This window comes from Arthrobacter sp. zg-Y179 (assembly GCF_020907345.1).
Lineage (GTDB): Bacteria > Actinomycetota > Actinomycetes > Actinomycetales > Micrococcaceae > Arthrobacter_B > Arthrobacter_B jinronghuae.
In genome coordinates this window covers 68,903-82,214 of record NZ_JAJJOB010000007.1, presented here as the reverse complement: position 1 = coordinate 82,214, position 13,312 = coordinate 68,903, and the positions used below count along the sequence as shown (strand labels likewise).

Sequence of the window (13,312 nt, the reverse complement as noted above, 5' to 3'; positions counted from 1 at the left end):
AAGGCCCGCCCCGTCGGAAAAGCTAAATGCCGGTGATTACTCGGCGGCTGCAGCAGCCACGATGTTCACGACGCGGCGGCCACGACGGCTGCCGAATTCAACTGCGCCTGCTTCCAGGGCGAACAGGGTGTCGTCGCCTCCGCGGCCAACGCCCTCACCCGGGTGGAAGTGGGTGCCGCGCTGGCGAACGATGATTTCGCCTGCCTTGACAACCTGGCCGCCGAAACGCTTTACGCCGAGGTACTGGGCGTTGGAGTCGCGACCGTTGCGAGTGGAACTCGCACCTTTCTTATGTGCCATTTCTTTGCCTGCCTTTGCTAACTGATATTGAAACCCTCAGGCGGGATCACACCCGCGTTCCCGGCCCTGGGGCCGGCAGGAGAATCAGGAGTTGATGGACGTAACCTTGACCTTGGTCAGCGAGGAGCGGTAGCCCTGACGCTTCTTGTAGCCGGTCTTGTTCTTGAACTTCTGGATAACAATCTTCGGACCCCGGAAGTTCTCGACGATTTCTGCAGTCACGGTAACCTTGGCCAGGTCCTGTGCAGCAGAGGTGACCTTGTCGCCATCAACCAAAAGCAGGGCAGGCAGCTCAAAGGTGCTACCGGCTCCACCGGGGACGCGGTCCAGGGTTACGAGGTCTCCGACGGAAACCTTTTCTTGGCGGCCGCCAGCGCGGACAATCGCGTACACCACTTGGGAACTCACTTCTCTCGACGTTTAATACTTGGATGCGCATTTAGCCAGATCCAGATTGGACCCGCCTTGCGCCATGCAGTTCCGCCTGAACCGATAAACGGTTGGAAGGCGTTCGCACCGAAGTTCAAGGCTACGCTAACGGGCCCATAACCCGCAAATGCGCTATGCATGTGCGGTGTCGACCCACGCGCCACCTACCCGGTGCCACTGCTCGGTCTCTACTTTATCCCATGGACCCGGTGTTGCGGACATCGGCGCCCCGGCGGGTCCGCAGTACGGGCTTTAACGCCTGCGGGCGGCCCGCCCCATCGGGGACAGGCCGCCCGCAGACGGTGGAACGGGGACGCTAAAGCTCGGAGGCAGGTACGCCTACGCCCAGGATCACCGGAGCTGCAGCACCGGTCTTTTCCTCCCGGGCCACCGGCGGCTTGCCGGCAGCCGTGGCCGTATGCCGTGCCGGAGCGGAGGAAGCTTCCCCTGCGGCCGGCGCCGTGACCTCGGCGGCTCCCTGCGGGCTGCTGGCTGCCCTGCGGCGGCGCACCGGACGGGCGGGTGCCTCCGGTGCCTGCGGTGCAGCCTGCCGGGTGGACTTTGGCTCCTGCTGGGCAGCAGGCACCGTTTCGGCTCCCTGTGCCGGTTTCGCCGGCTGGGACACAGCCGAGGCAACCTCGTTGAAGGCTTCGGTCAGGCTTTCGAGCGTGAGGACGGGTTCTTCCTTCACCTGGCGGCGCCGCTGGCGGCGGGGAACCACTACGGTTTCGCCCTGGATGTTCAGCACGGCTCCCGGCTCCGTGTCGGACTCGTCAGCGGCTGCTTCCTTCGGCGCCGTGGATCCCGCGTTGCCGTTGGCGACTGCGTCAACCACGTCGTGCGCGGCGGCGGTCGCAGCGGCAATGCTGGCCAAGGCTGCACGGGCGGCTTCGGCCTTCGCCTGCCGCTCGGCATCTTCCTGCACCGGCTCGTCAGCCTGCGGCTGCTCCTCCGGAGCCTGGACGTTCCCGTTCTGTCCGCGGCTGCGGTTGCGCTTCCGGTCCCCGCGGGACTGCTTTTCCTGCTTGAGGTGCTGCTGGTGGTTATCGTCGGCAACCGCGTGGCCGTTGCCGGCCGGCGTGTGGCTGGTGCTGCGGCGATGCTCCACGGGTACGTCCTGCGTGACGACACCGCGTCCCTCGCAGTGCTCACAGGTTTCGCCGAAGACTTCCAGCAGGCCGGTGCCCATGCGCTTGCGGGTCATCTGGACCAGGCCCAGCGAGGTGACCTCGGCCACCTGGTGCTTGGTGCGGTCCCGGCCCAGGCACTCCACGAGACGGCGCAGCACCAGGTCGCGGTTGGCTTCAAGGACCATGTCGATGAAGTCGATGACGATGATGCCGCCGATGTCGCGCAGGCGCAGCTGGCGGACCACTTCTTCGGCCGCTTCGAGGTTGTTCTTGGTGACGGTTTCTTCCAGGTTGCCGCCGCTGCCGGTGAACTTGCCCGTGTTCACGTCCACCACTGTCATGGCTTCGGTGCGGTCAATCACCAGGGAACCACCCGAAGGCAGGAACACCTTGCGGTCCAGGGCCTTGGCGATCTGCTCGTCGATGCGGTGGGCCGAGAAGATGTCCTCGTCCTTGGTCCACTTCTCGAGGCGTCCCACCAGATCCGGGGCCACGTACGTGACATAGGCCTCGATAGTGTCCCAGGCCTCTTCACCGGAGACCACAAGCTTGGAGAAGTCCTCGTTGAAGACGTCGCGGACCACCTTGATGGTCAGGTCCGGTTCGCCGTACAGGAGCTCGGGCGGCAGCGTCTTCGTGGACGTGGACTTGGCTTCAATGTTCTCCCACTGGGCGCGGAGGCGGTTGATGTCATTCATCAACTCTTCCTCGCTGGCACCTTCGGCGGCAGTGCGCACAATAACGCCCGCGTTTTCCGGCAGGTGGTCCTTGAGGATCTTCTTGAGCCGGTTGCGTTCGACGTCGGGCAGCTTGCGCGAGATGCCGGTCATCGAACCGCCCGGAACGTACACGAGGTAGCGGCCGGGCAGCGAGATCTGGCTGGTCAGGCGTGCACCCTTGTGGCCCACCGGGTCCTTGGTGACCTGCACCAGGACCGAGTCGCCGGACTTCAGTGCCAGTTCAATACGGCGCGGCTGGCCGTCCAGGCCGGCGGCATCCCAGTTGACCTCGCCGGCGTACAGCACGGCGTTGCGTCCGCGGCCGATGTCCACGAAGGCGGCCTCCATGCTGGGCAGCACGTTCTGGACCTTGCCGACGTAGACGTTGCCGATCAGGGAGTCCTGCTGCGTGTTGGAGACAAAGTGCTCGGCGAGGACGCCGTCCTCCAGCACGCCGATCTGGATCCGCTCGTCACGCTGGCGGACGATCATCTGGCGGTCCACGGACTCACGGCGGGCCAGGAACTCAGCCTCGGTGATTACGTGGCGGCGGCGGCCCGACTCGCGGGACTCGCGGCGGCGCTGCTTCTTGGCTTCCAGCCGGGTTGACCCCTTGACGCTGGTGACGCGGTCCGAGACCGGGGCCTCGGCGTGGGCGCGCGGTGCACGTACCCGGGTGACGGTGTTGGGCGGATCATCGTCCGCTCCCCCGGTCAGTTCCAGGTCGGCATCCCCGCGGCGGCGCCGACGACGACGGCGGGAGGTTACGCCGTCGGACTCGTTGTCCTCGGGGCCGGTCGCTGCTTCTTCTGCTCCGGCTTCCTGCCCGGTTCCTGCTTCCGAGCCCTGGCGGCTGCGGCCGCGGCGGGAACGGCGGCGGGAACGACCGGAATCTTCGTTGCCCTCCTGCTCGTCCGTTTCTTCCGCTTCGGCGGGCTTGGCCACCGGCACGGAACGTACGGCGGTGAGGTCCGGAGCGTGGAACAGCACCGATGTGGGCGATTCCGGTACCGAGAACGGATCCAGCGCGGAGGTGGGCCCGGCGGCTTCGGCCTTGGCCGGCTCCTGGTCCTTGGCGGGGGACTCTTCCTTGGCGGGTGCTTCAGCCGCGGCGGGCAGCACCGGCTCGGCCGGGGTTTCGGCGGTTTCCGCGGCAGCGGACGTGGCCGATTCTGCCGCTCGTGCCGGACCGGTCGGCGTGCTGGCCCGGCGCCGGGTACGGGTCTTCGGTGCCGGGGCGGCCGTTTCGGCGGCGGGTTCGGCGGTGTTGGTGGACTCGGGACCGGCTGCCAGCGTCACTTCGCCGGCAGCGGCGTTCTCGACGGCAGGAGCGCTCTCTGCGGCAACGGCATCAGCGGCAGGCTTCCTGGCCGGGCTGCGGCGCCGGCGGACTGTCTTCGCGGGAGCTGCTTCAGCGGAAGCGGCTTCGGGAGCTGCTTCAAGGGCTACCGAGTCTGCGGCGGCGGAAGCGGCTTCGGCGGCGGCTTCGGGCGTCTCCTCCGGCCGGGTAACTGCTTCGGCCGGTGCTGCCTTCTTGCGGGGAGCGCGTGTGCGCTTGGGCTTCTCAGCGGCGGGCGCGGGGGTTTCCGGCTGGGTTTCCGCTGGAACCGTTTCGGCTTCCGGGGCGTCCGCTGCGGGCTGCCCTGCGGGGGACGCAGCGGGGACGGACTTGCGTCGGCTGCGGGTGGCCTTCTTTACGGGTGCCGGCTGCTCGTCCGGCTGCACGGGAAGATCCCCTGCCGCACCGGTTTCCACAGGCAGTTCATTGGTTCCAATATTCTGATTAGTCATGTAGGCCTATGCTCCGGCCCTGCGGCACTGGCCACATTCCAATGCCCCAAGGCAATGTGTCGGCTGTACGGTGGCATCGCAGCCTGCCCGCCAGCCGGAAGTCGTCTGGATGTCATTCGAGGTCGTGCCAGCTGTGGGGCGCGGTATCACTCGAAGACCAGCGGCGCTTTTCCTGCTACCCCTGCGGAACGGATAATTTTCGTTACGGCTGTTCTGGGTAGGTCTGGCCGGCGGATTCCCTGGTTCCCATCCGGATTGATGGGCCAACTTCACGGGAAGCGTCACCGGCAGAACCGGAAGCCTGTCGCTGGACCGGCAACGGAATGTGGTTCCGCCGTCAGCCAAGCTTCATTATCGCATACGGCCGCCTTTTTGGCCCGTCCCTGCGCATAGACTCGACGCAGATAGTTACTTCCGACAGCTACTCCGTAAGGAGCTTCCGTGCCCTCCAGCGCAGCCCGTCCACCTTCCGGCGCCACCCCGGACGAAGCCGCCGATCCCCGGGACCAGGCAGCCGCTGCAGTCCGTCCGGAACGCCGGTCCTTTGCCTGGACGCTGCTGGTCACCGCCGTAGTCGGGTGGGTCGCCTCCGGCATCCTGGTGATTGAACGCCTCCACGTCTATGCGGACGCCGACTACATCACCAGCTGCGACATCAGCCCCTGGGTCTCCTGCGGAACGGTGTTCCAGACCTGGCAGGCGGCGATCTTCGGCTTCCCCAACCCGCTGATCGGCATCGTGGCCTTCGCCGTCGTCATCACTACGGCCATGGGGCTGCTGGCCGGTGCCCGCTTCGCCCGCTGGTACTGGATCGGACTGCAGATCGGCGTCACGCTCGGCATGGTGTTCGTGGTCTGGCTGTGGAGCCAGGCACTCTTCGACATTTACGTGCTGTGCATCTACTGCATCGCGGTGTGGGCGGCCATGATTCCGCTGTTCGTCTTCACGACCATCCGCAACCTGACGGCCGGCACCATCCCGGCGCCGGCCGGCCTGGTCCGCTTCCTGACGGACTGGGCGTGGCCGATCGTCGTTCTCCTCTGGGTCGCGACGGCGGCGTCCATCTTCTTCCGGTTCCTGAACTCGTTCCTGGGCAGCTAACCTCCCCGGAGTTCCAGCGGCCGGGGTGGAAACTACCGCTCCAGCGGAAGTCCCCAGGCGAGCACCACCGGAATCTCCTGGCCCTCCCAGGTGGCCGTCAGCGAGGGATCCGGCGCCGTACGCCCGTCCACATCCAGCAACCGCACCACGGAGAACTCCCAGCCGCCCTCGGTCAGGACGGAGGTTGCCCAGCCCTCCGGATCCGAAGCGGGCGCGTCGACCAGCCCGGCGCCGTCGGGCATCCCCGTGCTGGCCACCTGCATGGTTTCGGACATCAGCTCGCGTCCGCCGTCGTTGGCAAGGTACTGGGCCGCCTGCGGCTGCCGGGAGAGCAGGGCCGCTTCCAGTGCCCGCGCGTAGACCGGGTCGCCGAGGGCGTCGTAGACCCAGCGCCGACCGAGCACCGAGTGCTCCATTTCGTTGATCAGGAATTCCTCCGCACCGGCCAGCGGGGCGCCGCGGTAGGTCAGGGGCACCTGCACCAGCAGCGATCCGGCTTCCACGATATGGGTTTCGATTCCCACCTCGCCCTCGGGGTCATCGAACCGGAAGGAAGCTACCTTCCGAGCGGTCACCGGTTCCGTTGAGGGAAACCACCAAGTGCCCGGCAACCAGCCGGAGATCAATTCCATTTTGCCCGGACGCAGCTCGGCGTCGTATATAAGTGCCATGGCCACAGCCTAGGCGACTTTCTCCGGAACCCGTGAGGAATTTCCCCCGCCGGTTCCCCGTTGGCCCAGAAGAAGGCGTACGGAAGATTGCCCCGCAGCGCCGCATTTCGATCCATGAGGAGAACCATGCTCAGAACCACGCCCGCCCGCTCTGAAACCCCGCGCACCGCACTCGTTGCCGGTGCCACCGGGATCGCCGGAGCGGCCCTGGTGGACCTGCTCTCGAACGAGGGCTGGACCGTCCTGGCCCTGTCGCGGAAGGCAGGAAACCCCGACCCGGCGCGTCCCGGCGTCGTCCCGGTTGCAGCGGACCTCGGCTCTCCCGAAAGCCTGGCACAGGCGCTGGAAGGCGCCCGCCCCACACATGTCTTCTTTACGTCCTGGTCCCGGCAGGAGACGGAGGCCCAGAACATTGCCGTTAATTCGGCCATGGTCCGGAACCTGCTCACGGCTCTCGCCGACGCTCCCCTCGAGCATGTAGCCCTGATGACCGGGCTCAAGCACTACATGGGGCCGTTCGAGGCGTACGGCGAGGGTCCCATGCCGGATACCCCGTTCTCCGAAGACGAACCGCGCCTGCCGGTGGAGAACTTCTACTATGCGCAGGAAGACGAACTGATGGCCGCGGCCGAGCGGCAGGGCTTTGCCTGGTCCGTTCACCGCGCCCACACTGTGATTGGCTTCGCCGTCGGAAACGCCATGAACATGGGCCAGACCCTTGCAGTGCAGGCCACCCTGTGCCGGGAACTCGGGATGCCGTTCATTTTCCCGGGCTCCGAAACCCAGTGGAATTCGGTCACCGATATGACCGATGCCGGTCTGCTCGCCGAGCACATGCTCTGGGCTGCGACGGATGAGCACACCGCCAATGAAGCCTTCAACGTGGTCAACGGCGACGTTTTCCGCTGGCGCTCCCTATGGCCGCGGCTGGCCGCCGAGTTCGGGGTGGAGCCGGTTGGGTTTGAGTCCGAGCCGCGCCCGCTGGAGGAGCAAATGGCCGGCATGTCCGAAGCCTGGGCGAAGATTGCCGCCGAGCACGGTCTGGCCGAGCAGGATCTCGGACGCCTGGCCTCCTGGTGGCACACCGATGCCGACCTTGGCCGGAAGGTGGAGGTACTCACGGATATGAGCAAGAGCCGGGTCGCCGGCTTCACCGGTTACCGCCGCACGGAGGACGCGTTCAAGGCGCTCTTTGCACGCCTGCGGGACGAAAAGCTGATTCCGTAAGCTCCCGTTGCACATGAAGGGCCGGCACCATCACTGGTGCCGGCCCTTCATGTGTCTGTTCCGGTACTAGCTGAACCAGATGCCGATTTCGCGGGCAGCCGATTCGGGCGAGTCGGATCCGTGGACCAGGTTCTGCTGGACGGCGGAGCCCCAGTCCCGGCCGAAGTCGCCGCGGATGGTGCCCGGTGCCGCCGTGGTGGGATCGGTGGTGCCGGCCAGGGACCGGAAGCCTTCAATCACACGCTGTCCTTCCAGGACCACCGCAACAATCGGTCCGCTGAGCATGAACTCAACCAGCGGCTCGTAGAACGGCTTGCCCTGGTGCTCGGCGTAGTGCTCTTCGAGGATGCTGCGGGTGGCTTCGGTCTTCTTCAGCTCCGCCACGGTGTAGCCCTTGGCCTCGATCCGGGCCAGGATGGCGCCGGTGAGCCGTCGCTCGACGCCGTCGGGCTTGATCAGGACAAGTGTGCGCTCGGTGCTCACGGTGTATCTCCTTGGAACGATCGGATATCGGATCTAAGCCTAGTCGGTGCCGGCGGCGGTTTCGGGGCCGGCTGCCGCATTGCCTTCTTCGGGATGTGCTTTCTCCCATTCGGCCTGCATCCGGTCCCGTTCGCGGTTCTCCCGGTCCAGCCGCATTCCGGCTTTAAGCCCGTACCACCAGGTAAGGGCGAAGAGCACACCAACGAGGAACATCATGGGTTCCAGGAAACCGCTGGCGATGAGCACCAACTGCAGGATCCACCCGATCAGCGGGCCTGCCGGCTTGGAGAGCAGCGCGCACGTTCCGATCATCGCCGCCGCCAGCAGCAGACCGCCGGTAAGCAGCAGCGGCGGCGAGATGCTGTCCCGGTGCAGCCCGAAGACGGCAAGCGTCCCGAACAGCACCACGAAGGCTTCCAGGGTCAGCACCGTCGAAGCGAACATTACCTTGACGGAGCGGCGCTTCTTGGGCATTCCCGGACGCCATTCGCGCTGCGCTTTGGTCAGTTTAGCCATAGCTGCGAAGCCTACTTTCCGAGGAGGGTGCGCGCTTCGGCGACCACGGTGATGGAACCGACCACGAGCACGCCGCCGGAGAGATCGTTGTTCTCCTCGGCCTTGGCTACGGCCCATTCGAGCGCATTGTCCAGGCCGGCCTCGACCTGGATGTCTTCGTCCGCGAACCCGGCGTCCACGGCATCCTGGACCAGTTCCTCGGCCGGGATGGCCCGCGGCGAGGCGGACTGGGTCAGCACAACACCGCTGACCAGGTCGCCGAGCTGTTCGCGGAGTTCGCTCAGGATGCCGACGGCGTCCTTCTCCGCCAGGATGCCGACCACCAGGACGAGGCTGGTGAAGTTGAACGCTTCGCGCAGCGCCTCGGCGGTCGCCTTCGCGCCCGCAGGGTTGTGCGCGGCGTCGACAACGATGGTGGGTGCGGTCCGCACCACTTCCAGGCGGCCGGGCGAGGTGACGGTCAGGAACCCGGTACGCAGCAGTTCGACGTCGAGCTCCTTGGTTCCGCCGCCGATGAAGGCTTCCAGCGCCGCCACGGCCACTGCGGCGTTTTCAGCCTGGTGGGCTCCGTGCAGGGGAACCTGCAGGTCCTCATAGCGGCCGGCGAGGCCGTTGATGGTGACCATCTGCCCGCCCACTGCCATTACCCGGGATTCAACGCCGAACTCGACGCCTTCGAACCGGAACGGGACGCCTGCCTCGTGGGCCTTTTCGAGCAGCACCTGCGCGGCCTCCATGGGCTGCGCGGCGCTGATGAGGAACCCGTCTTCCTTGATGATGCCGGCCTTTTCCCGGGCAATGTCGGCGACGTCGTCGCCCAGCAGTTCGGTGTGGTCCAGGGAAATGGGCGTGACTACGGACACGGTGCCGTCGCCGACGTTGGTGGCATCGGTGATGCCGCCGAGTCCTACTTCGATAACGGCCACGTCCACCGGTTCGTCCGCGAAGACCGCGAACGCCAGGATGGTCACGGCTTCGAAGTACGTCAGCCGGGGCTCGCCCGCAGCCTCGAGTTCGGCGTCCACAATGTCCAGGTAGGGATGGATCTCGTCCCAGATGCGGACAAACGTTTCATCGCTGACGGGCTCGCCGTCAATGCTGATCCGCTCGGTGACGCTGGTCAGGTGCGGGCTGGTGTACCGCCCGGTGCGCAGCCCGTAGGCACGCAGCCCGGCTTCGATCATGCGTGCCGTGGACGTCTTGCCGTTGGTGCCGGTGATGTGGATGATCGGGAACGCCTTGTTCGGCTCCCCCAGTACTTCCATTGCCCGGAACAGCGGAGCCATGCGCGGCTCCATCTTGTTTTCCGGCGCGCGGCTGAGCAGTTCGGCATAAACGCTCTCCACCGAGAACCCGTCAATGGAACCGGACGGGCGGTCTGCTGAACTCATTAGATCTTCTCCACTGTGACGATGTACTTGTCGGCGTCGGTGTCGGCGCCGTCGGTGACCAGGTCTCCGGTGACCACCAGGTCATCCGTGAGCGTTTCAGCCTTCACCAGGCTCACGTTGGCTTCGAGCGCTGCCGCTTCTTCCTCGCCCGTGCTGATGCGGGTGCGGATGCGGTCGCTGATGTGCAGGTCCGCGTCGCGGCGGGCCTGCTGGACGGCGCGGATGGCGTCGCGGGCAGTGCCCTCGGCCGCCAGTTCCGGGGTGACCTCGGTGTTGAGGACCAGGAAGCCGCCGCCGGGCAGCACGGCAACCGCCTTGGCGGATTCTCCTTCGCCGGTTTCGACGACGGTCTCCAACGTGTACTCCTGGGGTTCCAGGGCGAGGCCGCCGGCGGTGACCGTTCCGGCGTCGTCCACCGACCAGTCGCCGGACTTGGCCGCCTTGATGGCTGTCTGGACATTCTTGCCCAGGCGGGGGCCGGCGGCGCGGGCGTTGACCACGAGCTTCTGGCTGATGCCGAATTCGGCCGGGTCGGCGTCGGCGGCGTCCACCAGGCGGACGTTCTTCAGGTTCAGCTCATCCGCGATGATCGCGGCGAACTGGCCGGTCAGGGACTGCGCGTCCGGGGCGACGACGGTCATCTCGGACAGCGGCAGGCGGACGCGGAGGTTCGCGCCCTTGCGCAGGGAGGAACCGACGGAGGCAATCCGGCGGGTGGCTTCCATGCGTTCCACCAGGGCGGGGTCGCTCGGGAAGAGGTCAGCATCCGGCCAGTCGGTCAGGTGCACGGAGCGCCCGCCTGTGAGGCCGCGCCAGATTTCCTCGCCGATCAGCGGCAGCAGCGGGGCTGCCACCCGGCACACGGTTTCCAGGCAGGTGTAGAGCACGTCGAAGGCCTGCGTGTCTTCCTCGAAGAAGCGCGTGCGGCTGCGGCGGATGTACCAGTTGGTCAGCGTGTCCATGTAGGCACGCAGGATCTCGCAGCCGACGGACACGTCGTAGGTGTCCAGTGCCGTGCCCATGTCCCGGACCAGGTCGCCGGTGGCGGCGAGCAGGTAGCGGTCCAGCGGCTCGGTGGAGTCGTAGCACGCCTTGGCCTCGTAGCCGTTGCCGTTGTTCGCGGCGTTGGTGTAGAGGCTGAAGAAGTGCCACACGTTCCACAGCGGCAGGATGGCCTGGCGGACGCCGTCGCGGATGCCCTGCTCGGTGACGATCAGGTTACCGCCGCGCAGGATCGGGGAGGCCATCAGGAACCAGCGCATCGCGTCGGAACCGTCGCGGTCCAGAACCTCCGAGACATTCGGATAGTTCTGCAGCGACTTGGACATTTTCTGCCCGTCGGAGCCCAGGACAATGCCGTGGCTGATGACATTGCGGAAGGCAGGCCGGTCAAACAGTGCCGTAGCCAGGACATGCAGTGTGTAGAACCAGCCGCGGGTCTGGCCGATGTACTCGACGATGAAGTCGCCGGGGTTGTGGTTCTCGAACCAGTCGGCGTTTTCGTGCGGGTAGTGCACCTGGGCGTACGGCATGGACCCGGAGTCGAACCACACATCCAGCACGTCTTCAACGCGGCGCATGGTGGACTGCCCGGTGGGGTCGTCCGGGTTGGGGCGGGTCAGCTCGTCGATGAACGGGCGGTGCAGGTCCGGCTGGCCTTCCTTGTTCAGCGGCAGCCGGCCGAAGTCGGCTTCCATTTCAGCCAGGGAACCGTACACGTCGGTGCGGGGGTAGTTGGGATCGTCCGAGACCCAGACCGGGATGGGGCTGCCCCAGTAGCGGTTGCGGCTGATGGACCAGTCACGGGCGTTTTCCAGCCACTTGCCGAACTGGCCGTCCTTGACGTTCTCGGGGATCCAGTTGATCTGCTGGTTCAGCTCGACCATGCGGTCCTTGATCTTGGTGACCTCCACGAACCAGGAGGAGACCGCCTTGTAGATCAGCGGGTTCCGGCAGCGCCAGCAGTGCGGGTAGCTGTGCTCGTAGCTGGCCTGGCGCAGCAGCCGGCCGTCCGCCTTCAGGACGCGGGTGATCGGCTTGTTGGCGTCGAAGACCTGCAGTCCGGCGATGTCGGCGAGTTCCCCGACGGCGAACATGGGCAGGAACTTGCCGCCCTCGTCCACCGAGAGGATCACGGGGATGCCGAATTCCTCGCAGACCTTCTGGTCGTCTTCGCCGTAGGCGGGTGCCTGGTGGACGATGCCGGTGCCGTCGGTGGTGGTGACGTAATCCGCAGTGACGATCTGCCAGGCGTTGGCAGTGCCCCACTTTTCCGCGTCGGTGTAGTAGTTCCACAGCGGTGCGTAGCGCAGCCCGGCGAGGTCCTTGCCGAGGTGGACGGCGGTGACTGCCGTGCGGGCGGCCTCGGCGTCGTCGTATCCCAGGTCCTTCGCATAGGAGCCCACGAGGTCCTCGGCCAGGAGGAAGCGCCCCTCGCCGGCCTGGGTGCCCTTCGGTCCCGCGGGCACGACGGCGTAGCGGACCTCGGGTCCGACGGCGAGGGCCATGTTGGTGGGCAGGGTCCAGGGGGTGGTGGTCCAGGCGATGGCCTGCACGCCTTCGAGCTCGGCGGAAAGCGCGTTCTCGCCGGCGGTGATGGGGAAGGTGACCGTGACCGTCTGGTCCTGGCGCATCTTGTAGACGTCGTCGTCCATGCGCAGCTCATGGTTGGACAGCGGCGTCTCGTCCTTCCAGCAGTATGGAAGCACGCGGAAACCGCTGTAGGTCAGGCCCTTTTCATGCAGGGTCTTGAACGCCCAGATGACCGATTCCATGTACTCGACGTTGAGCGTCTTGTAATCGTTCTCGAAGTCCACCCAGCGTGCCTGGCGGGTGACATAGTCCTGCCAGTCGCCGGCGTACTTCATGACCGAGGCACGGCACGCATCGTTGAACTTGTCGATGCCCATCTTCTCGATCTGGACCTTGTCGCTCATCCCGAGCTGCTTCATGGCCTCGAGTTCGGCGGGCAGGCCGTGGGTGTCCCACCCGAAGCGGCGTTCCACGCGGCGGCCGCGCTGGGTCTGGTAGCGGGCCACCAGGTCCTTCACGTAGCCGGTGAGCAGGTGGCCGTAGTGCGGCAGGCCGTTGGCGAATGGCGGGCCGTCGTAGAAGACGAACTCGTTCTCGCCGTCGTTTCCGGCCGGCCGGGCGTCAATGGAAGCCTGGAAGGTGCCGTCCTGGTCCCAGTACTTCAGAACGCGTTCTTCGAGTTCCGGAAACCGGGGGGAGGAGGGAACGGCAGCAGAAGCTGCGTCGCCGGTGCTGGCTTTGGGGTATACAGAGGGCATATTCGTCATCCTGATAGCGGCAAGTGAATCTGGCTGTGGAACAGGATGCGAGGGCGGCCTCTACCGGCCCCGAAAGGCCGGCGGTAACCGCGGTACCACCTCGCTTGCCGCCGTGCGTTCCCGCTGGTGCTGGGTTCGCGCGGCTGCCGCTCATTGACTGCTGTGACGGGCTTACCCGTCCGGTTCTACTGGGCTGCCCCTATTAACGAGGTAGCTGTTCTTCCGGAAGCTCACCGGTGATGGCCGGGTCAGTGCTGTTCCGGT

At 66.2% G+C, this 13,312-nt stretch carries 10 protein-coding genes; 2 read left to right on the top strand and 8 right to left on the bottom strand.

What is annotated here, in order from left to right:
* Positions 1–36: 36 nt before the first annotated feature.
* The 3 genes from rpmA to LOC56_RS07535 all read right to left on the bottom strand — a co-directional run bounded on the left by rpmA (position 37) and on the right by LOC56_RS07535 (position 4,369).
* Positions 37–300: a 50S ribosomal protein L27 gene (gene rpmA, locus LOC56_RS07545; protein WP_104053918.1), complete on the bottom strand. Its 264-nt coding sequence runs from the start codon at positions 298–300 to the stop codon at positions 37–39.
* Positions 301–384: 84 nt separating this feature from the next.
* Positions 385–696 carry a 50S ribosomal protein L21 gene (gene rplU / locus LOC56_RS07540; RefSeq protein WP_146361875.1) on the bottom strand — a complete coding sequence of 104 codons (312 nt, stop codon included), beginning with the start codon at positions 694–696 and terminating at the stop codon, positions 385–387.
* 349 nt (positions 697–1,045) lie between these two features.
* The gene (locus LOC56_RS07535; protein ID WP_229951672.1) at positions 1,046–4,369 is read right to left on the bottom strand and encodes an Rne/Rng family ribonuclease; all 3,324 of its coding nucleotides are present in this window, start codon (positions 4,367–4,369) and stop codon (positions 1,046–1,048) included.
* Between the two features lie 441 nt (positions 4,370–4,810).
* Between LOC56_RS07535 and LOC56_RS07530 the strand changes: the two genes are divergently transcribed.
* On the top strand, positions 4,811–5,470 hold the full coding sequence (locus LOC56_RS07530; RefSeq protein ID WP_442860079.1) for a vitamin K epoxide reductase family protein: 660 nt from the start codon (positions 4,811–4,813) through the stop codon (positions 5,468–5,470).
* A 32-nt stretch (positions 5,471–5,502) separates the two neighbouring features.
* On the opposite strand, the gene LOC56_RS07525 is transcribed toward LOC56_RS07530, so the two are convergent.
* The gene (locus LOC56_RS07525) at positions 5,503–6,141 is read right to left on the bottom strand and encodes a CG0192-related protein (protein ID WP_229951671.1); all 639 of its coding nucleotides are present in this window, start codon (positions 6,139–6,141) and stop codon (positions 5,503–5,505) included.
* 126 nt (positions 6,142–6,267) lie between these two features.
* Here LOC56_RS07525 and LOC56_RS07520 point away from each other — a divergent pair, with 126 nt between their 5' ends.
* Complete coding sequence (locus tag LOC56_RS07520) at positions 6,268–7,368, top strand: SDR family oxidoreductase (RefSeq protein WP_229951670.1); 1,101 nt, start codon at positions 6,268–6,270, stop codon at positions 7,366–7,368.
* A 66-nt stretch (positions 7,369–7,434) separates the two neighbouring features.
* Here the strand turns inward: LOC56_RS07520 and ndk are convergent, their stop codons facing one another.
* The 4 genes from ndk to ileS are packed head-to-tail and all read right to left on the bottom strand — an operon-like array spanning position 7,435 to position 13,057.
* A complete protein-coding gene (gene ndk / locus LOC56_RS07515) occupies positions 7,435–7,851 on the bottom strand; it encodes a nucleoside-diphosphate kinase (protein WP_229951669.1) in 417 nt (138 codons plus the stop codon).
* A gap of 39 nt (positions 7,852–7,890) precedes the next feature.
* Positions 7,891–8,367 (bottom strand): DUF4233 domain-containing protein, encoded by a 477-nt coding sequence (locus LOC56_RS07510; protein WP_229951668.1) that lies wholly within the window; start codon positions 8,365–8,367, stop codon positions 7,891–7,893.
* 11 nt (positions 8,368–8,378) lie between these two features.
* The gene (locus tag LOC56_RS07505; RefSeq protein WP_229951667.1) at positions 8,379–9,758 is read right to left on the bottom strand and encodes a bifunctional folylpolyglutamate synthase/dihydrofolate synthase; all 1,380 of its coding nucleotides are present in this window, start codon (positions 9,756–9,758) and stop codon (positions 8,379–8,381) included.
* Complete coding sequence (gene ileS / locus LOC56_RS07500) at positions 9,758–13,057, bottom strand: isoleucine--tRNA ligase (protein WP_229951666.1); 3,300 nt, start codon at positions 13,055–13,057, stop codon at positions 9,758–9,760. The genes LOC56_RS07505 and ileS overlap by 1 nt, the downstream gene beginning before the upstream one ends.
* Between the last annotated feature and the right edge of the window lie 255 nt (positions 13,058–13,312).